This is a genomic window from Cellulosimicrobium sp. RS (assembly GCF_046159675.1).
Lineage (GTDB): Bacteria > Actinomycetota > Actinomycetes > Actinomycetales > Cellulomonadaceae > Cellulosimicrobium > Cellulosimicrobium funkei.
Genome location: NZ_JBJXVU010000011.1, coordinates 101,287 through 120,126, shown reverse-complemented (window position 1 = coordinate 120,126; position 18,840 = coordinate 101,287). Strand labels below are relative to the sequence as shown.

At 75.0% G+C, this 18,840-nt stretch carries 15 protein-coding genes; 4 read left to right on the top strand and 11 right to left on the bottom strand.

Annotated elements, in window-relative coordinates:
- Window positions 1–25: 25 nt before the first annotated feature.
- Window positions 26–412 carry a VOC family protein gene (locus ACI769_RS16665; protein WP_232322722.1) on the top strand — a complete coding sequence of 129 codons (387 nt, stop codon included), beginning with the start codon at window positions 26–28 and terminating at the stop codon, window positions 410–412.
- Between the two features lie 19 nt (window positions 413–431).
- Here the strand turns inward: ACI769_RS16665 and ACI769_RS16660 are convergent, their stop codons facing one another.
- From ACI769_RS16660 to ACI769_RS16640, 5 genes are all read right to left on the bottom strand, one after another.
- Complete coding sequence (locus ACI769_RS16660) at window positions 432–1,598, bottom strand: ubiquitin-like domain-containing protein (RefSeq protein ID WP_031316670.1); 1,167 nt, start codon at window positions 1,596–1,598, stop codon at window positions 432–434.
- A gap of 177 nt (window positions 1,599–1,775) precedes the next feature.
- The gene (locus ACI769_RS16655) at window positions 1,776–2,783 is read right to left on the bottom strand and encodes a TatD family hydrolase (protein WP_085387432.1); all 1,008 of its coding nucleotides are present in this window, start codon (window positions 2,781–2,783) and stop codon (window positions 1,776–1,778) included.
- A 2-nt stretch (window positions 2,784–2,785) separates the two neighbouring features.
- Window positions 2,786–4,579 carry a methionine--tRNA ligase gene (gene metG, locus ACI769_RS16650; protein WP_085387431.1) on the bottom strand — a complete coding sequence of 598 codons (1,794 nt, stop codon included), beginning with the start codon at window positions 4,577–4,579 and terminating at the stop codon, window positions 2,786–2,788.
- Window positions 4,580–4,721: 142 nt separating this feature from the next.
- The gene (locus ACI769_RS16645; RefSeq protein WP_241769806.1) at window positions 4,722–6,026 is read right to left on the bottom strand and encodes a ubiquitin-like domain-containing protein; all 1,305 of its coding nucleotides are present in this window, start codon (window positions 6,024–6,026) and stop codon (window positions 4,722–4,724) included.
- A 281-nt stretch (window positions 6,027–6,307) separates the two neighbouring features.
- Window positions 6,308–7,555, bottom strand: a complete 1,248-nt coding sequence (locus ACI769_RS16640; RefSeq protein WP_171468290.1) for a sorbosone dehydrogenase family protein — start codon at window positions 7,553–7,555, stop codon at window positions 6,308–6,310.
- 213 nt (window positions 7,556–7,768) lie between these two features.
- On the opposite strand from ACI769_RS16640, the gene ACI769_RS16635 reads away from it, so the two are divergent.
- Window positions 7,769–8,578, top strand: coding sequence for an SDR family oxidoreductase (locus ACI769_RS16635; protein WP_409141998.1), 810 nt, complete (start codon window positions 7,769–7,771; stop codon window positions 8,576–8,578).
- On the opposite strand, the gene ACI769_RS16630 is transcribed toward ACI769_RS16635, so the two are convergent.
- Both ACI769_RS16630 and ACI769_RS16625 read right to left on the bottom strand, forming a co-directional pair.
- Window positions 8,562–9,746, bottom strand: coding sequence for an aminotransferase class I/II-fold pyridoxal phosphate-dependent enzyme (locus tag ACI769_RS16630; RefSeq protein ID WP_076406254.1), 1,185 nt, complete (start codon window positions 9,744–9,746; stop codon window positions 8,562–8,564). The genes ACI769_RS16635 and ACI769_RS16630 overlap by 17 nt on opposite strands.
- A gap of 126 nt (window positions 9,747–9,872) precedes the next feature.
- Window positions 9,873–10,337, bottom strand: coding sequence for a MarR family winged helix-turn-helix transcriptional regulator (locus ACI769_RS16625; RefSeq protein WP_409141997.1), 465 nt, complete (start codon window positions 10,335–10,337; stop codon window positions 9,873–9,875).
- Window positions 10,338–10,421: 84 nt separating this feature from the next.
- On the opposite strand from ACI769_RS16625, the gene ACI769_RS16620 reads away from it, so the two are divergent.
- Window positions 10,422–11,021, top strand: a complete 600-nt coding sequence (locus ACI769_RS16620; RefSeq protein ID WP_043656105.1) for an isochorismatase family protein — start codon at window positions 10,422–10,424, stop codon at window positions 11,019–11,021.
- Window positions 11,022–11,069: 48 nt separating this feature from the next.
- Here ACI769_RS16620 and rsmI read toward each other — a convergent pair whose 3' ends face one another.
- Entirely contained in the window at window positions 11,070–11,960 is an 891-nt protein-coding gene (gene rsmI, locus ACI769_RS16615; RefSeq protein ID WP_076406250.1) for a 16S rRNA (cytidine(1402)-2'-O)-methyltransferase, read from the bottom strand.
- Window positions 11,961–11,995: 35 nt separating this feature from the next.
- Here rsmI and ACI769_RS16610 point away from each other — a divergent pair, with 35 nt between their 5' ends.
- A complete protein-coding gene (locus ACI769_RS16610) occupies window positions 11,996–13,762 on the top strand; it encodes a phospholipid carrier-dependent glycosyltransferase (RefSeq protein WP_409141996.1) in 1,767 nt (588 codons plus the stop codon).
- Window positions 13,763–13,813: 51 nt separating this feature from the next.
- Here ACI769_RS16610 and ACI769_RS16605 read toward each other — a convergent pair whose 3' ends face one another.
- The 3 genes from ACI769_RS16605 to ACI769_RS16595 all read right to left on the bottom strand — a co-directional run bounded on the left by ACI769_RS16605 (window position 13,814) and on the right by ACI769_RS16595 (window position 18,818).
- Window positions 13,814–15,502, bottom strand: a complete 1,689-nt coding sequence (locus ACI769_RS16605) for a hypothetical protein (protein WP_409141995.1) — start codon at window positions 15,500–15,502, stop codon at window positions 13,814–13,816.
- A 94-nt stretch (window positions 15,503–15,596) separates the two neighbouring features.
- Window positions 15,597–17,084 carry a family 20 glycosylhydrolase gene (locus ACI769_RS16600; protein WP_114554158.1) on the bottom strand — a complete coding sequence of 496 codons (1,488 nt, stop codon included), beginning with the start codon at window positions 17,082–17,084 and terminating at the stop codon, window positions 15,597–15,599.
- Window positions 17,085–17,189: 105 nt separating this feature from the next.
- Window positions 17,190–18,818 (bottom strand): hypothetical protein, encoded by a 1,629-nt coding sequence (locus ACI769_RS16595; RefSeq protein ID WP_409141994.1) that lies wholly within the window; start codon window positions 18,816–18,818, stop codon window positions 17,190–17,192.
- Window positions 18,819–18,840 lie beyond the last annotated feature (22 nt).

Below are 18,840 nucleotides of genomic sequence, written 5' to 3'. Positions count from 1 at the left end.
GGAGGAGACGACGATGCTGCGTGGGATGGCGACGCTGAACCTGTGGGCCGACGACCTCGAGGCCGCGGCCGCGTGGTACGCGGAGGTGCTCGGGACCGAGCCCTACTACGTGGTGCCGGGCGGGTACGTGGAGTTCCGCGTCGGCGACCGGCAGGACGAGCTGGGCATCATCGCCCGGTCGTGGTCGCCGCGCCCTCAGCCGGGCACGCCGGGTGGCGCGATCGTGAACTGGCACGTCGACGATGTGCGGGCCGCGTTCGCCCGCCTCCTCGCCCTGGGCGCGACGGAGTACGAGGGCGTCGTCGAGCGCGGGCAGGGCGAGGGCTTCGTCACCGCCTCGGTCGTGGACCCGTTCGGCAACGTCCTCGGGATCATGCAGAACCCGCACTACCTCGAGATGCTCGGGCGGTAGCGGCGCGACTGCGGAGCGGTCAGTACCAGCCCTTGGCGACGGAGTGGGACCACGCGGAGCACGGCGTGCCGTAGCGGCCCTCGATGTACCCGAGGCCCCACGTGATCTGCGTCGCCGGGTTGGTGCGCCAGTCGGAGCCCGCGCTCGCCATCTTGGAGCCGGGGAGCGCCTGCGGGATCCCGTACGCGCTCGAGCTCGGGTTGTCCGCGTCGACGCGCCAGTTGCTCTCCTTGGTCCAGAGCTTGTCGAGGCACACGAACTGGTCGTCGCCCCAGCCGCGCTGCGCGGCGAGGGAGCGGCCCACCGCGCGCGCCGAGCCCGGGTCCACCGAGACCGAGACGTCCATCGTCCCGACCTTGATGACCTCGTTGCGCGGCTCCGTCGTGACCGTGCGCGTGAGGACCGTGCGCGACACCTCGGCCCCGCCGAGCGTCTGCACCGAGTAGGTCGTGACCGCCTCGCCGACGCGACCGGACTGCACGACGACGCGGTGGCCCTGCGGGAGCGTCGGGTCCTCGCGCTCCTCCGTCTCGAACGGCAGGACCTCCGTGACCGTGTCCGCCGTGGCCGCCGCGCGGCTCACGAGCACGAGCATCCCGTCCACCGCCGCGGCGTCGAGCGGCGCGGAGGTGCCGTCGCCCTCCGCCAGCACGATGCCCGCGGTCGCGAGGACCCCGCGCACCGTGGGCTCGGCCGTCGTGATGGGCATGACGGCACCGTCCACCGCGACGTGGACCGTCTTGAGCGTCGAGACCCGGATCGGCTCGCGCCCGAGGGCCTGCGTGCGCGACACCTCGGTCACGGCACCCTCGGCGCGCGGGCCGAGGTAGGTGAGCAGCTCACCGACGGTGCGGGCCGTCGTCGGGATCGTCTGCACCTGGCCGTCGATCTCGACGGTGACGTCGTGGCTCGTGCGCACGACGATCGTGCCGCCGTCGCGCGCCGGGTCGGCGAGCGCGGGCTCGACGAGGTCCTGCTCGCCGACCGCGACGCCCTGGTAGTCGAGCACCGCGGCGACCGTGCGCCCGTACGCGGAGACCTGGTGCAGCTCGCCGTCCACGTCGAGCGTGACGTCCTTGTGGAGCGTGGCGAACGCGCCGGTGACCCCGACGAGGCTCGCGACGACGAGGCCCTGGGCCGCGAGGCGCTGCACGCGCCGCCGGCCGGTTCCGTCAGGTGCGAGCACGCGGGCGGTCCCTTCTGCGGGAGGACGCCCGCCGGCGAGCGCCGGGGGCGAGGTGCGGGACGTCGTCGGCGCGGGGCGCACGACGCACGGACCCGACCGTAGCCGAAACGTGACCTGGGGCGAAACCTCGCAGCCCTCGCGCACCGGACGCGGTCGTCCCGCCCGGGTGCGCGGTCGTCACCAGGGGCCGTACACCGCGACGGAGGTCGCGGTCAGGCGCTCGCACACGTCCGCGAGCGGTCGGTCCACGACCTCGGCGAGGGTACGGACCGTCGTCGGCAGGACGTACGGCGCGTTGGGGCGCCCCCGGTACGGGTGCGGCGTGAGGTACGGCGCGTCCGTCTCGACGAGGACCTGCCCGAGCGGGACGGCGCGCAGCGCAGCCCGCAGCTCGTCGTTCGCGCGGAACGTCACCGGGCCCGCGAACGACAGGTACCAGCCCTGCTCCGCGCAGAACTTCGCCATCGCGGCGTCGCCCGAGTAGCAGTGGAAGACCGTCCGCTCGGGGGCGCCGTCGCGCGCGAGGACGTCGAGCACCTGCGCGTGGGCGTCGCGGTCGTGGATCTGGAGCGCGAGGCCGAGCTCCTTCGCGAGCGCGACGTGCGCGCGGAACGCCTCGCGCTGGACGGCCTCGCCCCGGGCACCGGTCCGGAACAGGTCCATCCCGGTCTCGCCGATCGCGCGCACGCGGTCGTTCGCGCGCGCGATCGCCGCGATCTCCGCGACCGCGTCGTCGAGCGGCACGTCGTGGTGGGGCCGCGGGTCGGGATCGAGCCCGTCCGGCCCGACCTCCCGCACCCCGCCGTGCAGCACGGCCTCGTTCGGATGGATGGCCACGGCCCCGAGCAGCCGCCCGACCCCCGGCGCCCCCGCGCCGCCGACCAGGTGGTCCTGGCTCGTCCCCGCCTCAGCACGCGCCGGATCCGCCTGTTCGCGACCCCAGACCGCCTGGTCGCCGCGCAGGAGGGCGTCCGTCCAGCGGGCCGCAGGCAGGTCGCAGCCCACCTGCACGACCCGGTCCACGCCGACAGCCGCCGCCCGGGTGAGGTGGTCCGCGACGGTCGGGGCAGGGGTGCCCTCGGGGAGGACGTGCGCGATCGAGTCGAGGTGCGCGTGGTTGTCCACCACCGGGACCGGCAGCGGCTCCGGGTCCGGCGGCCAGCCGCGCTCGCGCTGCTTGGCCACCGTCAGGCGTCCTCGCGCAGGCGGTCGAGCTCCTCCTCGACGATCGAGTCGTCGAGCTTGGTGAACACCGGCGTCGGCTTGCCGACCGGGGTGCCCGGCACGACGGCCTTCGGCTCCCACGTCGCCAGGCCGTCGGCGCGGTAGTCGCCCGTGATGACCGGGTAGTGGCGCGAGTCGTCGTCGAGGTCGGTCACCTCGTCGATGCGCGGCTGGGCGGCGAACGTGCCCGTGCCGCCGAACGCCTCGTGCACCTGCTGCGCCGAGTGCGGCAGGAACGGCGACAGGATCGTGTTGAGGTCGCTCACGGCCTGGGTCACGGTGTGCAGCACGGTCGCGAGCCGGTCCGGGTCGGTCTTGAGCTTCCACGGCTCGGTGTCCGACACGTACTTGTTCACCTCGCCGACCGTCTTCATCGCCTCGGCGACGGCGGCGCGCTGGCGGTGCGTCGCGATGAGCTCGCCCACGCGCCCGAACGCGGTCGTCGTCGTCGCGAGGACGCCCTCGTCGATCGGCTGGCGCTGCCCCGGCTCCGGGATCGCCCCGAAGTTCTTGTGCAAGAGGTTCGCCGTGCGGTTCACGAGGTTGCCCCAGCCGGCCACGAGCTCGTCGTTCGTGCGGCGCTGGAAGTCGGCCCACGTGAAGTCGACGTCCTGCGTCTCCGGACCGGCGGACGCCACGTAGTACCGGAACGCGTCCGGCTGGTAGCGGGCCAGCATGTCGCGCACGTAGATGACGACGCCGCGCGACGACGAGAACTTCTGGCCCTCGACGTTGAGGAACTCGCTCGACACGACCTCCGTCGGGAGCTGGAGGTTCCCGTAGGCCCCCGGAGCCCCGCCCTTGCTCCCCCGGCCGTCGTAGCCGAGCAGCTCCGCCGGCCAGATCTGGGAGTGGAACGTGATGTTGTCCTTGCCCATGAAGTAGTACGACCGCGCCTCCGGGTCGTTCCAGAACGCGCGCCAAGCGTCCGGGTCGCCGCTGCGCCGCGCCCACTCGATCGACGCCGAGAGGTACCCGATCACCGCGTCGAACCACACGTAGAGGCGCTTGCTCGAGTTCTCCTCCCACCCGGGCAGCGGGACCGGGATGCCCCAGTCGATGTCGCGCGTCATGGCGCGCGGGCGCACGTCGTCGAGCAGGTTGAGCGAGAACTTCAGGACGTTCGGACGCCACGCGGTGCGCGTGCGCAGCCAGTCCCCCAGCGCGTCGACGAACGCGGGCAGGTCGAGGAAGAAGTGGTTCGACTCGACGAACTTCGGCGTCTCGCCGTTGATGCGGCTGTGCGGGTTGATGAGGTCGATCGCGTCGAGCTGGTTGCCGCAGTTGTCGCACTGGTCGCCGCGCGCGCCGTCGTAGCCGCAGATGGGGCACGTGCCCTCGATGTAGCGGTCGGGCAGCGTGCGGCCCGTGGAGGGCGAGATCGCGCCCATGGTCGTCTGCTCGACCATGTACCCGTTCTTGTGGACCGTGCGGAACATCTCCTGCACGACGGCGTAGTGGTTGCGCGTCGTGGTCCGCGTGAAGAGGTCGTACGACAGGCCGAGCTGGTGCAGGTCCTCGACGATGACGCGGTTGTACCGGTCCGCGAGCTCCTGCGGGCTCACGCCCTCCTTGTCGGCCTGGACGAGGATCGGCGTGCCGTGCTCGTCGGTGCCCGAGACCATGAGGACGTCGTGACCCGCCATCCGCATGTGCCGGCTGAAGACGTCCGACGGGACACCGAAACCTGCGACGTGGCCGATGTGGCGCGGCCCGTTGGCATACGGCCACGCCACGGCCGAGAGGATGTGGGTCATGGTGCCCGATCCTAGTCGGGCAGCGCCGCGCCCTGCGGCGGCGTCCACCGCCGGGGAACGAGCGCCGCCGAGCACGGGGTTGTCGACCTTCCTCAGCCTGGGAAGGTCGGCAACCCCGTGCTCGGCGGGAGCGCGCTCGTGCTCAGTACCAGTTGACGGCCTGCGAGTGCGACCACGCGCCGCACGGCGAGCCGTAGGAGCCGGCGATGTAGTCGAGGCCCCAGGCGATCTGCGTCGCGGGGTTGGTCGCCCAGTCGGCGCCCTTGCTCGCCATCTTCGAGCCGGGCAGCGACTGCGGGATGCCGTAGGCGCTCGACGTCGGGTTGTCCGCCGTCGGGTTCCAGTTGGACTCCTTGGTCCACAGCTTCTCGAGGCACGTCCACTGCGAGCCGGTCCAGCCACGCTCGGCGGCCATGGCCTGCCCGATCGTGCGCGGGTCCTTCGGGCGCTCCTTGGTGCCGGTCGTGACGACCTCGTCCACGGGAGCGGTCGTCACCTCCTGCGAGAGCTGCTCGCGCGACTCCTCGACGCCGTCCACGAGGGTGACCTCGAACGTCGTCGTGGTGACGCCGTCGGCACCCGCCTGGGTGACGGCCGACTCGTCCGTGTACTTGGCGTCGTCGGGCTGCTGCACGGTCCCGTGCGGCACGGGCGTCGTGGTCTGCTGCTGCTCGACGACGACGCGCTGCACGACGAGCGACACCGCCGGCGCACCCGGCTCGGGCGACTCGACGCGCTGGACGCTCACGCGGTCCAGGTCGCCGAGCTCGATGCCCTGCTGGTCGAGGATGGCGGGGACGCCGATGCTGCCGTCGGGCGCGACCTTCGTCTGCCCGTCGGCCACCACGTTCACGGGGCCGTCGGCGTCGAGGCGCAGGTCGAGCGACGCGCGCTCGCCGGACCGCGACGCGACGAGGCGGACGTCGCCGCCGCGCTCCGCGAGGGTGTCGAGCGCCTCGTCGGCGTCGAGCGCGGTGAGCCAGACGTCGGACTGCGCGCCGTCGGTCTGGACGGTGACCTTCTTGCCGAGGCGCACCACGACGTCGTCGCCGTCGCTGAGCGCGGAGCCGGGGTCGGGAGCGACCTGGTCGCGCGCACCGACCTCGACGCCCGCGGCGTCGAGCGCGCCGCCGACGGAGCCGGCGAGCGTGCTGACGGTGGTCGTCTCGCCGTCGACGTCGATCGTCACGGTCTTGCTGGCCTCGCCGTAGGCGACGGCACCGGAGCCGACGAGCGCGACGGCGGTGGCCGCCGTGACGATCGACCAGCGGCGTCGGCGCGTGGAGCGCAGGGTCCGGGCCGCGCGGGCGGACCGACGGGTGGCGTTCTCGGGGTTCTCGGGGCTCTCGGGGCTCTCGGCGGTCGGCACCGCCTCGGGCGTGGTCTGGGGGGTGTGCGCCGTGACGTCGGCCGTCTCGGGCGCGCGGGAACGGAAGGGGTTGTGCACAGTGGTCCAAGTCGTCGGGGGCTCCCGGGCACGGGGGTCGACGGCGCGCACGCGCCCGCGGGGTGCTCCGCAGCGTGGCGGGCGCACCCGGTTCGACCAGCCGATCCGGCGTCCTGCGGCCCTCGGCGCCCTGGGCGCCCGGGAGAGGCCGCGTCCCACGGCCGGCCATTACACCTGTCCCCGGTGAGCGGCTACGCGAGACACTCGACCGTAACCGATTCGTTATCGCACACCAAACCGCCTGGTCAGCTCGCGCGTCCGGCGCGCACACTCCCGGGCGCTCACCCCGCCGGCGTCACCGTGACCCGGAGCAGCCGGTCGTCGCCGTCGCGCGGCTCGCCCCGACCGTCGGTGTTGCTCGTCAGCACGTAGAGCACCGCGCTCCCGTCGTCGCCGGGCGGCGTCGCCGGGTCGACGAGGACCGCGCGCAGCCGCCCCCGGTCCGTGAGCACCGCGTGCGGCGCGCCGAACGCCGCGGCGTCGGTGCCGCCGTCGGGCGAGGCGAACGGCACGCGCCAGAGCCGCTCCCCGCGCAGCCCCGCGAGGTACACACCCTCACGGGTCACGGCGATCCCGCTGGGCGAGGCGTCCGACGTCGGCCACGTCGCCACCGGGTCGACGAACCCGGCGTCCGCCCCGCCCGTGCCCTCGACGTCGGGCCAGCCGTAGTTCCCGCCGGGCACGACGACGTTGAGCTCGTCGAACGTGTCCTGGCCGAACTCGGACGCGAGCATCCGGCCCGTCGCGTCCCACGCGATCCCCTGGACGTTGCGGTGCCCGAGGCTCCACACCGGCGAGACCGGGTCCGGATTGCCGGGGGCGGGGTCGCCGTCCGCCGTGACGCGCAGGATCTTGCCCGCGAGCGCACCCGGGTCCTGCGCCGCCCCGCGCTGCTGCGCGTCGCCCGTCGTGACGTAGAGGTGGCCGTCGGGTCCGAACGCGAGCCGTCCGCCGTCGTGCGTGGAGGCCGCAGGGACGCCCTCGACGACCGGCGTCAGGGCGGAGAGCTCGCGCCCCGCGAGCGTCCCCCGCAGCACCTCGTTGCCGTCCGGCGCGGTCCGGTACACGAACACCTCCCCCGCCGCGGCGCCACCTGCCGGGCCCACCGCGACGCCGAGGAGCCCCGACTCCCCGCGCGCGACCGTGCCGTCGCGCAGGTCGTCCGCCCCCGGCCCGGTCACCGGCTCGACGGCTCCCGTCGCCGGGTCGACGACGACCAGCCGGCGCTCGTCGCGCAGCGAGACGAGCAGCGTGCCGTCCGCGAGCGCCGCGAGCCCCCACGGCGCCGGGAACCCGGTCGCGACCTCCGCCACGTCGACGCGCACCTCCGGCACGACGAGCAGGCCGTCGGCGGCCGGTGCCTGCGACGAGCCCGACGCGTCGGGCGTGCCGGGGTCGGCCGGCGCGGACGTGGCGGTCGTGACCGACGGCGCGGGGGCGGGCGCGTCGTCCGGCGCCCCGCCCGAGCACGCGCCGAGCACGACGGCGAGCCCGACGGCGAGCACAGGCCCGCCGGCCCGCGCGGGCACGGGGGGACCTCGCCGGGCGGCCCGGGTTCCGTGGTGGCGTCGCACCTGCCCATCGTCACCCGGGGCGGCGGCTCGCGCCGGGTGACCGCCGGCGGGGGACGACGGACCTTCGGCCCGCGCCGCCGGTCCTTCGGCGGCCACCCGGGCCGGGACGGCGAGGCATGCTGGAGGTGTCCCCGAGGTCCGGGGACGTGGGCGAGGAGGCGTGTGCACATGTCGCGGACGTACGTGGTGACGGGATCGGCATCGGGCGTGGGGGCCTGCGTGGCCGGGTTGCTGCGCGAGCGGGGCGACCGGGTCGTCGGCGTGGACCTGCGCGACGCCGAGGTCCAGGCGGACCTCAGCACCGACGAGGGCCGCGAGCGTGCGGTCGAGGAGGTGCTCGCCGCGACGGACGGCACGGTCGACGCCGTCGTCGCGTGCGCCGGGATCTCCGCGCCCGTCCCGACGACGGTCGCGGTGAACTTCTTCGGCGTCACCCGGTTCCTCACGGGCCTCCTGCCCGCGCTCGAGCGCTCGCAGGCGCCGCGCGTCGCCGTCGTGTCGTCGATGGCGACGCTCCAGCCGGTGTCCGAGGCGATCGTGGACGCGTGCCTCGCGGACGACGAGGACGAGGCCCTGCGCGTCGCCGGCACGCTCGCCGAGCAGGGCCCGCAGGTCGGGTACCTCGCCTACCCGTCGTCCAAGCGCGCGCTGTCGCGCTGGGTGCGCCGCGAGTGCGTGACGGCGGCATGGGCCGGGCGGGGCGTCCCGCTCAACGCCGTCGCGCCCGGGACGGTGCTCACGCCCATGACGACCCAGCTCCTGTCGACCCCGGAGTCGGTCGCGATGGTCGACGCCGCGGTGCCGATGCCCCTCAACGGGCACCAGTCGCCCGAGTCGGTCGCGTCGCTCCTGCTGTGGCTGACCGACGTCGCGAACACGCACGTCACGGGGCAGACGATCTACGACGACGGCGGCGCCGACGCCGTGCTGCGCGGCGACGACGTGTGGACGGGGACGGTCCCTATCCCAGTCGCGTGAGCCCGCGGCGCAGGCCCCGGACGGCCTGACCGATGCGGTGCTCGTTCTCGATGAGCGCGAACCGCACGAACTCGTCGCCGCCGGGGCCGAACCCGACGCCCGGGGACACCGCGACGTCGCACTCCTCGACGAGGTGCGTCGCGAACTCGATCGAGCCCATGTCGCGGTACGGCTCGGGGATGCGGGCCCACGCGAACATCGTGCCGCCGGGCTTGTGGATGTCCCAGCCGATGCGCTGCAGGCCGTCGTACAGGGCGTCGCGCCGGGACTCGTAGACGGACGAGATCTCCCGGGGGAACTCCGTCGCCTCGTTGAGCGTGACGGTCGCGGCGATCTGGATCGGCTGGAACGTGCCGTAGTCGAGGTAGCTCTTGAGCTTCGCGAGCGCCCCGACGACGTCGCGGCGCCCCACGAGGAACGCGACGCGCCAGCCCGCCATGGAGAACGACTTCGTCATCGAGTACAGCTCGACCGCGACCTCGCGCGCGCCCTCGCACTCCATGATCGACGGCGGCTCGAACCCGTCGAACGTCATGTCGGCGTACGCGAGGTCGTGCACGAGTACGACGTCCTTGTCCCGCGCCCAGTCGACGAGGCGCTGGAGGTCTTCCTTGGTCGCCACGGTCGTCGTCGGGTTGTGCGGGAACGACAGCACGACGACGCGCGGCTTGGGCCAGCCGAGCTCCCACGCCTCGATGATGCGGTCGATGTACCCGGCGGCGTCGGTCCCGTCGCCGATGGGGACCTGGCGCGCGTCGGCGCCCGCGAAGTAGGGCCCCCAGATGTGGATCGGGTAGCTCGGCGTGGGGACGAGCGCGACGTCGCCCGGCTGCAGCAGCACCCACATGAGGTGGCTGAAGCCCTCCTTGGCGCCGATGGTCGAGATGATCTCCGTGTCCGGGTCGAGGCTCACGCCGAACCGGCGCTGGTACAGCCCGGCGACGGCCTCGCGGAGCTTGGGGATGCCGCGCGACGCGGAGTACCGGTGGTTGCGCGCGTTCTGCGCGGCCTCGGCGAGCTTGTCGACCGCGACCTGCGGGCTCGGCAGGTCCGGGTTGCCGAACCCGAGGTCCACGACGTCGCGCCCCGCTCGGCGTGCCTCGATCTTGAGCCCGTCGATGATCGTGAAGACGTAGGGCGGCAGACCGGGGATCCGGCGGAACTCCATCGCAGTGCTCCAGCTCTGTGCGGCGCTCCCGGGCGCGGGGGTGCGCACGGGTCGCGGGTCTCGCAGGGTACGCCTGCCGCCGGACGACGTGACACCGCGTCTCGCGACCGGCTCACCGGCCGCGGGTCAGCCGGACCAGCCGAGGTTGCGCGCCATGCGCTCGAGCGTCGCGACCGTCCGCGCGTACTCCTCGCGGCTCACGCCCTCCGCGACGCGCTCGCGCGCGACCGACACCGCGTCGAGCAGGTCGTGGTACGCGTGGTTGCCCGCGACCGTCACGGACAGGCCCTGGTCGCCGCGCGCGACCCAGCCGCGGCGCACGAGGTCGTCGATCTCCGCCGTCACAGCGCTCGCGCCGCCCGCCCCGGCACCCGTGAAGGGTGACAGCACGCCGTCGACGCTCGTCTCCTCGCTCACGCCGTCACGGATGGTGTTGAGCACCTGCCAGTGCCGGCGCGTGAGGCCCGAGTGCTGGAACACGGCGTCGAGGTTCTCGTCGATGAGCCGGTCCACGAGCTTGAGCCAGTACCCGAGGGGGCGTCCGGCGTCCGTGCCGGAGGTCGTCGTGGGCGTTTCCTGGTCCTCGGTCATGGCTGCCTCCCGGTCGGATCACGGCTGGGCCCCACTCTCGCACCCGCGCTCCCCCGGTGCCCGCCGGGGTGGCAGAGTGAGCGCATGACCGAGAGCACCCCCGCGCCGCGCCGCGCGCTGATCGTCGTCGACGTCCAGCCCACGTTCTGCGAGGGCGGCGAGCTGGGCGTCGAGGGCGGGAACGCCGTCGCCGAGCGCATCGCCGAGCACGCGCGCGACCACCGCGACGCGTACGACCTCGTCGTGACGACCCAGGACTGGCACGTGGACCCGGGACAGCACTGGAGCCCCGACCCGGACTTCGTCGACACGTGGCCGCCGCACGGGATCGCGGGCACCCCGAACGCCGAGCTGCACCCGGCGCTCGCCGACCTCGCGCCCGACGCCGGGGTGAAGAAGGGCGAGTACCAGGCCGCCTACTCGGGCTTCGAGGGCGTGGACGTCGCGGGCCGACCGCTCGCGGACCTGCTGCGCGACGCCGGGATCGAGGCGGTCGACGTCGTCGGCATCGCCGAGTCCCACTGCGTGCGCGCGACCGCGCTCGACGCGCACGCGCTCGGCCTCGCGACCCGGGTCCTCACCGACCTCACCGTGCCGGTGACGCCCGAGCTCGGTGCCGCCGCGCGCGAGGAGCTCGCCGCGGCGGGCGTCACGCTCGTGGCGAGCGACGCCGTCGGGCGCTGAGGACCGCGGGCACGGGCCGGGCGACCCCGCGGGGCGCCCGGCCCGCCCTCACCCGCGGCGCGCGTCGAGCGCCGCGGCGTACAGGTCGCGCTTGGGCACCCCGGCGCCCTGGGCGACGTCCGCGACCACGTCCTTGAGCCGCTCCCCGCCGTCGACGCGCGCCAGGACGGCGGGCACGAGCTCCGCGAGCGGGACGGGCCCGCGCGGCGGCGCGCCACCGACGACGACGCAGATCTCCCCGCGCAGCTGCTCCTCGGCGGCGCGCTCCGCGAGCTCGGCGAGGGGGCCGCGCAGCACCTCCTCGTAGGTCTTGGTGAGCTCGCGCGCGACGGCGGCCGGCCGGTCCGGGCCGAACGCGCCCGCCATCGCGGCGAGCGTCTCGGCCACGCGGTGCGGCGCCTCGAAGAACACGAGCGTGCGCGGCTCGTCGACGAGCGCCGCGAGCGCGCGCGAGCGGTCCCCCGCCTTGCGGGGCAGGAAGCCCTCGAAGCAGAACCGGTCCGTCGGGAGCCCCGAGAGCGCGAGAGCGGTGAGCACCGCGCTCGGCCCGGGCGCCGTCGTCACCGGGAGGCCGCGCTCGACCGCGCGGCCCACGACGCGGAAGCCCGGGTCGGACACGCTGGGCATCCCCGCGTCCGACACGACCAGCACCGTGCCGCCGCCGTCGACGACGTCGAGCAGGTCGTCGGCGCGCTCCGCCTCGTTGTGCTCGTGGAAGCTCACGACCCGCCCCCCGACCTGGACGCCGAGACGGCCCGCGAGCGCGTGCAGGCGCCGCGTGTCCTCCGCCGCGACGACGTCGGCCTCCGCGAGCAGGCGGCGCAGGCGCGGGCTCGCGTCCTCCGCGTTCCCGATGGGCGTGCCGCCGAGCACGAGGTGCCCGGCCTCCCGCCGGGTCGTGGGCGCGTCGGGGCCGGGGACGTCGGTCGAGGAGGACATGGCTCCCAGGGTTCCACACGTGCGCGGCCCCTACGATGGCCAGCGTGTCCCAGCCGCCCGCCGACGCGACCCCCGGCCCCCGCCCCCCGGCCGACGCCACCGACGCGCCGCCCGGCCCGGGCGACGACGCCGAGCCCCGGCCGGCGCCCGACCTGCCGGTCGACGAGCCGGCCGCAGGTCACGACGGCGCACCGCGGTCGGACGTGACGACGGACGACGGCCCCGCGCCGAGCCACCGCGAGCGGCTCCTCCTCGCGCTGCTCGGCCCGCGGCGCCTCGCGCTCGGCGCGACGGCGCACGACCGGCTGTGGGGGTGGCTCGGCGTCGCGATCGTCGCCGTCGTCGCGGCCGTGCTGCGGCTGTGGAACCTCGGTCGGCCCGGCACGCTCGTGTTCGACGAGACGTACTACGTCAAGCACGCGTGGACGCTGCTCCAGGTGGGGTACGAGGCCGACTGGCCCGAGGAGCCGAACCCGGCCTTCGAGGCCGGGGACGTGAACTCGTACCTCCCCACGGCCGACTACGTGGTCCACCCGCCGCTGGGCAAGTGGATGATCGCGCTCGGCATGAAGGCGCTCGGCGGGGCCGAGAACCCGTGGTCGTGGCGGATCGCGTCCGCCGTCGTCGGGGTCGTCGCGGTCGTGCTCGTCGCGCGCATCGCGCGCCGGTTGTTCGCCTCGACGGCGATGGGGATCGTCGCGGGCGCGCTCATGGCCGTGGACGGGGAGGCGATCGCGCACTCGCGCACCGGCCTGCTCGACAACATGCTCATGCTCTGGGTACTCGTCGCGTTCGGGTGCCTCCTGCTCGACCGCGAGCAGGCCCGGCGACGCCTCGCCGAGCGCTGCGGGGCGATCCTCGACGCGGGCGGACGCATCGGCCGCTACGGCCCCGGGCTCGGGTGGCGGTGGTGGCGCTTCGCCGCGGCCGTCGCGCTCGGGCTCGCGTGCGGGGTCAAGTGGTCCGGCCTGTACTTCCTCGCGGTCCTCGCCGTCGTCTCCGTGCTCTGGGACGCGACGGCGCGGCGCACCGCGGGCGTCGGGCGCTGGTGGGAGGACGCGCTCGTGCGCGACGCGATCCCGGCCGCGCTCGTCATGCTCCCCACCGCTGCGCTCACCTACGTCGCGACGTGGACGTCGTGGTTCCGCTCGCCCGGCGCCTACATGCGCCAGTGGGCCGTCGATCACCCTAGCGAGGGCGTCCAGTGGCTGCCCCCGGCGCTGCGGTCGCTGTGGGAGTACCACCTGAAGATGTGGGACTTCCACACCGGGCTCACGTCCGAGCACACGTACGAGGCGCACCCGTTCGGCTGGATCCTCCAGTGGCGGCCCACGTCCTTCTACTGGCGCTCGTACGAGGCCGGCGAGGCGGGCTGCGAGGTCGAGCGGTGCGCGCGGGCGATCACGTCGCTCGGGAACCCCGTCCTGTGGTGGGCGGCGGCGCTCGCGATCCTCGTCGCGCTCTACGCGCTCGTGCGGTTCAAGGACTGGCGCGCGCTCGCCGTGCTCAGCGGGATCGTCGCCGGGTGGGCGCCGTGGTTCCTCTACGCCGAGCGGACGATCTTCACGTTCTACTCGATCGTGTTCCTGCCGTGGGTCGTGCTCACGCTCGTGTACGCGATCACGCTCGCGCTCGAGCGCACGGAGGGCCGGGCGGTCGCCCGGGCCCGCGTGCGCGTCGGGATCACGGTGCTGCTCACGACGATCGGCGCCGTGAGCGTGTTCTTCTACCCGATCTGGACGGCGTGGCAGGTCCCGTACTGGTTCTGGCGGATGCACATGTGGCTGCCCACGTGGATCTGACGCGCTGACCCGGCGCGCCGACCGGGCGCCCCGGAGCGAGCCGCGCCGGCGTCACTGGTAGCTGACGAAGTCCGGGGTCGGGCTGATGCCCCACGTCTGCTCGGGCGTGAGCATGGGCGCGTCCTCGTCGTAGAAGTTCTTCCAGCCCCAGAACAGCCCCGCCGGCGCGTCCTGGTGCAGCGTCGACCACGTGGCCGCCTTCGCCTCCTGGCCGCCCTGGCCGTCGGCGTGGACGACGGTCGCGAGCTCGGGGTGGGCGGTGTCGAGGCGGGCGCGGTCGGTGATCATCGACGTCCGGAACTGGTGCAGCAGGAAGACCTTCTGCGGCAGGTCGCGGTCGCGCACGAGGCCCGCGAGATAGTCGCCGACGGCGTTCACCTCGTCGACCCCGACGGAGCCGATCTGGGCGAGGTGCACCTGGTCGGGGCCGAGGCGCCACTCCGGGTCGAGCGCGACGCCGACGTGCGGCTGCGCGACGAGGTCCTCGTACGCGCGCACCTGCGTGAGGAAGTCCGTGCGGCCCGGCTGGAAGTCCAGCACGACGTACACCCCCGCCTCGCGCGCGGCGTCCACGTAGGGCCGCACGAGGTCGGCGGCGCGCTCGTTCGAGTAGTTGCCGTCGGAGCCCGCGGACCCCGACGCGACCGTCGTGATGATCTCGAGCGTCGGCACCACGGGCTCGTCCGTGAAGCCCTGGTACCAGGCCGCGTGCTCCTGGGCGCGCGCGATCGTCGCGGCGACGTCCTGCTCGCCGAGCACGCCGAGCACCGGCGCCCCCGGCGACCCGTAGAGCGCGACGTAGCGCTTGCCGGGCAGGGCGAGCTGCCCGCCGCCGGGCAGCTCCGTGCCCGTAGCGGCCGCCTCGACGCGCCACCCGAGGTCGTCGGGGCTGCCGAACGACGCCCCGAGGCCGACGGTCGCCGTCGCCCCGGCCGCCGCGACCGCCTGGACGGCCTCGGACGTGGTGCGCGGGTCGCCGCCGGGGGCGTCGACGACCGTCGCGCCCGACGCGCGGGCCGTCGCGGCCGCCGGTCGGGCCGCGGCCCCGGCGTCGGGGTCCGTCAGCGCGAGGACGCCGGTCGACGTCTGGGCGTCGCCCGACGCCGGGAGGTCCTGGACCGCGAGGTCGGCGGCGCCCGCGAGCGACTCCTCGTCGACGGCGCCGTCGGGCGCGACGGCCGCCGGGTCGACGTGCACCGTGGTCACGTCGTCGAGGCCGGGGACGCTCGTCCCCTCCGGCGCGACGACGACCGCCTCGGCGGCGTCGAGGCGGGTCAGCTCCTCGGCGAGCGCCGCGTCGTCCCCCGCGACCAGGACGGGCGCGACGACCCGCTCGGCGAGCGCCGTGGCGACGCCGACCGCGGTCGCGTCCTCGGCGGCGTCGGCCGGCACGACGACCGCGACCGGCGCGGTCGCGAAGAACGTGCGGCTCGCCGCGAGCGCGAGCGCGGCGGGGCCTTCCTCGGTGAGGGTGAGGACGCCCTCGGGCGTCGCGGCGCGGGCGCCGTCGGGCTCGGGCTCGGCCTCGGTGCCGGCGGCGGGCCCCGTGCTGCTCGCGGCGGGGTCCGGGTCGCCGCCCGTGCACGCGGCGAGCGCGGTCGCCAGGGCCAGCGTCGCGGCGAGCGCGGCCGCACGACGGCGCGGGCCGCTCCGGCGCGCGCGGGAGCCGGGGCGTGGGGTCGAGGAGGGAGTTCCGGACGGGTCGTCGTGGCGGGCGGCGGAGAAGGTCACGAAGGCCATCGATCGATGGTCCGTCAGCGGCCGCCCGCCTCGCGACCGCTGGAGGGGTTTTCCCCGGTGACGTCCACCACCCCGCGGGCGTCGCCCGCCCGCGTCACCAGTCGACCTGCACCGAGGGATGGAAGGGGGTGCCCGAGCGGCGCCACGCGTGCGCCTCGCGGGCGACGCGTCGGCGGTAGTCGTCCCAGTCCTTGCGGTCGGGGGCCGTCCAGGCGACCTCCGCGACGGCGCTCAGGCGCGGCAGGAGCATCGTGAACAGCGCGTCGAGCGTGGGGATGCGCTCCGTCCAGACCGCGGCCTCCACGCCCTCGATCGAGTCGGCCGGGAGCCCGGGGACCACCTGCTCGGGCTCCCAGTCGTACGCGTCGCGGACCTCGACGAGCCCCGCCCACTCCTGCCCGAGCGGGAAGTCGGCCGTGTACTTCATGTCGAGGTAGACGCGGTTCGCGGGCGACATGATGACGCGCGCTCCCGCCCTGGCCGCGTCGACGAGGTACGTGAGGTCCATGGGGTGGGTGTCCCAGTACTGCACGAGGGTGCCCGGGCGCAGGGGCGCCTTCGCCGCCTCCTGCCACGCGACCGGCTTCTTGCCCGCCTCCAGGATCAGCCGCTCGCACAGCTCGACGAAGCGCGCGTACTCGGCGGGCTCCATCTTCAGCACCTCGTCGCCGCCGAGGTGCACGTGCTCGCCGTCGGTCGCGTGGGCGAGGTCCGTGAAGACGTCGCGCAGGAAGGGCTCGGTGGCCGGGAGGTCGAACGTCAGGCGCGAGAAGCCCACCTCGATGCCGTGGTAGGCGTCCGTGGGGACGCCGTCGGGCATGAGGTCGCCGTACACGTGGGTCGCCGCGTTGATGTGGCCCGGCACGTCGATCTCCGGCACGACGCGCACGAAGCGTTCGGCCGCGTGGTCCTGCAGGGCGCGGAAGTCGGCGAGGGACAGGTGGCCGCCCGTCCCGCCGGACGTGTCGCCGCCCGAGGAGAGCTTGGCGAGCTCGGGCCGCGACGGCGACTCGATGCGCCAGCCCTGGTCGTCGGTGAGGTGCAGGTGCAGCACGTTGAGCTTGTACGCCGCCGCGACGTCGACCACGGCCCGCAGCGCGTCGAGCCCGAAGAACGTGCGGGCCACGTCCACGGAGAGACCGCGCCAGGGGTAGCGCGGCGCGTCGTGCACGACGACGTGCGGCACCCGCGCGGACGCCCCGTCACCCGGCGCGACGACGAGCTGGCGCAGCGTCTGCACCGCGTGGAGCAGCCCGGCCGGCCCGGGCGCCGTGGCGGTGACGCCGGCGGCGTCGACGACGAGGCTGTAGCGCTCGGGGCTCGTGGAGCCCTCCGGCCCGGCCGCCCCGTCGACGCGCAGGACGAGCGCGGTGCGCTCCCCGTCCGTGGCGGGAACCGCGACGGCGGCGGGGTCGTCATGGGTCGCGGTGACGCCGTCGAGGCCGGAGAGGACGCTCGCGGCGAGGTCGGCGAGCCAGGGGGCGGCGCCGTCGAGACCGACCGCGTGGACCTCCAGGGCACCGACGGGCACGTGGCCCTCACCGGGCTCGACGTGCAGGGGCTGGGGGATGATCGAGACCATCAGGTACCTCGTCGTCTAGGTCTGGTCGAATCGATTCGGCTTTTGCGAGCGACACACCCTAACCCGCGCGCACGGGACCGACCAAGTGCCCTGCGGAGCGGATCGTCAGCGCGACGGCGCCACGTAGCGCGGGCTCGGGTCGAGCGACAGGACGCCCTCGACGTCCCGCGCCGGGTCCGCCGAACCCGTGGTCCAGCCGCCCACCACGCCTGCCGGCACATTGTCGAGCAGCGTGCCCCACTCGCGTGCGCGGGCGCCGAACCCCGCCTGCCCCGTCGGCTGCAGCACGACGGCCGCCTCGCCCGCGCCCACGTCGAGCGCGGCGGCGTCGAGCACCGCCTCGGCGTCGGGTCGCTGCACGACGACGAGCTTCTGCGGCAGGCCCTGCGTGCGCACGACCTCCCCGACGGCGCCGATCGCGGCGCTGAGCTCCGCCGCGCCCACCGTGCCGGCCCGGGACCCCTCGCCCGCGCGGCGCGCGTCGACCGCGAGCGCGACGCCCACGGTCGGGCGCGCGAGCAGGTCCGCGTACTCGGCGACCTGCTCGTCGAAGCTCGCGCGGCCGGGCTCCAGGCGCAGCACGACGAGCACCCCCGCGGCGGCCGCGGTGTCGACGAGCGGGACGAGCTCCTCGGCGGGGATCTCCGTCGAGTAGTCGCGGTCCGCGCCCGGGTTCGACGACGCCCGCGTCGCCGGCACCTCGAGCACCGGGACCACCACGTCGTCCGGGGCGGCCTCGGCGTACGCCGCCGCCGCCTCCTGCGCACGCTCGACGGCCTCCGTCGCCGAGCGCTCCCCCACCGCGACGAGGCCCGACGTCACGGCGTCGGCCTCCACCGCGACGTACCGGACGCCGTCGGCCAGGACGAGCTGCGAACCGCTGGGGAGCAGGTCGCCCGCCTCGGCCGACCGCAGCCGCCACGTGAGGTCGTCGGCCGTGCCGAAGCTCGCGCCGATACCGACGACGGCGAGCGCCTTCGCCGCCGAGATCGCGTCCACGACCTCGGCGGACGCCCGCGGGTCGCCCTGCGGCACCTCGAGCGGCACGGCGCCCGCGGCGCGCGCGGTCGCGATGGCGGCGGACTGCGGTCCGCCCGGCACCGCGAGGCTGCCCGGCTCCGTGAGGGCCAGGACCTCGGTCAGCGTCTCCGGCTCGCCCCGATCGGGAAGCGCGGCGCGGACCTCGTCGAGGTCGCGCTCGTCGAGCGTCCCGTCGGGAAGGAGCGCCCCGACCTCCAGCAGGACGCGCTCGACGCCGTCGACGTCGCCCAGGGTCGCGCGCGCGGGCTCCTCGCCCGCGTCCTCCTGGCCGGGGGGCGCGGGCGGCTCGCCCACCTCGACGACGGCGACCGTGCCGAGCCGGCCCAGCTCCGTGCGCAGCCCGCCGTCCGAGATGGCGCCACCCACGAGCAGCACGGGCGCGGCGAGCTCGATGGCGGCCGCGGCCGCGGTCGCGCGCGCGGCCTCGTCGTCCGCCGTCGCGAGCACGACGACCGGCGCGTTGGTGAAGAACGCCTGGCTGCTCGTCAGCGCGAGCTCCGCCGGCTCGGTCGAGCCGAGCACGAGGACGCCGTCGCTCGGCTCGGCGGCACGGGCGACGAGCCCGGTCTCACCCGAGGACGGCCCGTCAGCCTTCGCCGTCTCCGCGGCACAGCCGCCCAGCGCCACGACGGCACCGAGCGAGAGGACGACGGGGAGGGCGACAGGGACGAATCGGACCTTCCGAGTGTTCACGCCCCCCATCATCGCGTACCCG

Coding starts and splice junctions, on each gene's coding strand:
- ACI769_RS16665 (WP_232322722.1), top strand. CDS start 26: ATGGCGACGCTGAACCTGTGGGCCGACGACCTCGAGGCCGCGGCCGCG.
- metG (WP_085387431.1), bottom strand. CDS start 4,579: ATGACCCACATCCTCTCGGCCGTGGCGTGGCCGTATGCCAACGGGCCG.
- ACI769_RS16635 (WP_409141998.1), top strand. CDS start 7,769: ATGTCGCGGACGTACGTGGTGACGGGATCGGCATCGGGCGTGGGGGCC.
- ACI769_RS16630 (WP_076406254.1), bottom strand. CDS start 9,746: ATGGAGTTCCGCCGGATCCCCGGTCTGCCGCCCTACGTCTTCACGATC.
- ACI769_RS16625 (WP_409141997.1), bottom strand. CDS start 10,337: ATGACCGAGGACCAGGAAACGCCCACGACGACCTCCGGCACGGACGCC.
- ACI769_RS16620 (WP_043656105.1), top strand. CDS start 10,422: ATGACCGAGAGCACCCCCGCGCCGCGCCGCGCGCTGATCGTCGTCGAC.
- rsmI (WP_076406250.1), bottom strand. CDS start 11,960: ATGTCCTCCTCGACCGACGTCCCCGGCCCCGACGCGCCCACGACCCGG.
- ACI769_RS16610 (WP_409141996.1), top strand. CDS start 11,996: ATGGCCAGCGTGTCCCAGCCGCCCGCCGACGCGACCCCCGGCCCCCGC.
- ACI769_RS16605 (WP_409141995.1), bottom strand. CDS start 15,502: ATGGCCTTCGTGACCTTCTCCGCCGCCCGCCACGACGACCCGTCCGGA.
- ACI769_RS16600 (WP_114554158.1), bottom strand. CDS start 17,084: ATGGTCTCGATCATCCCCCAGCCCCTGCACGTCGAGCCCGGTGAGGGC.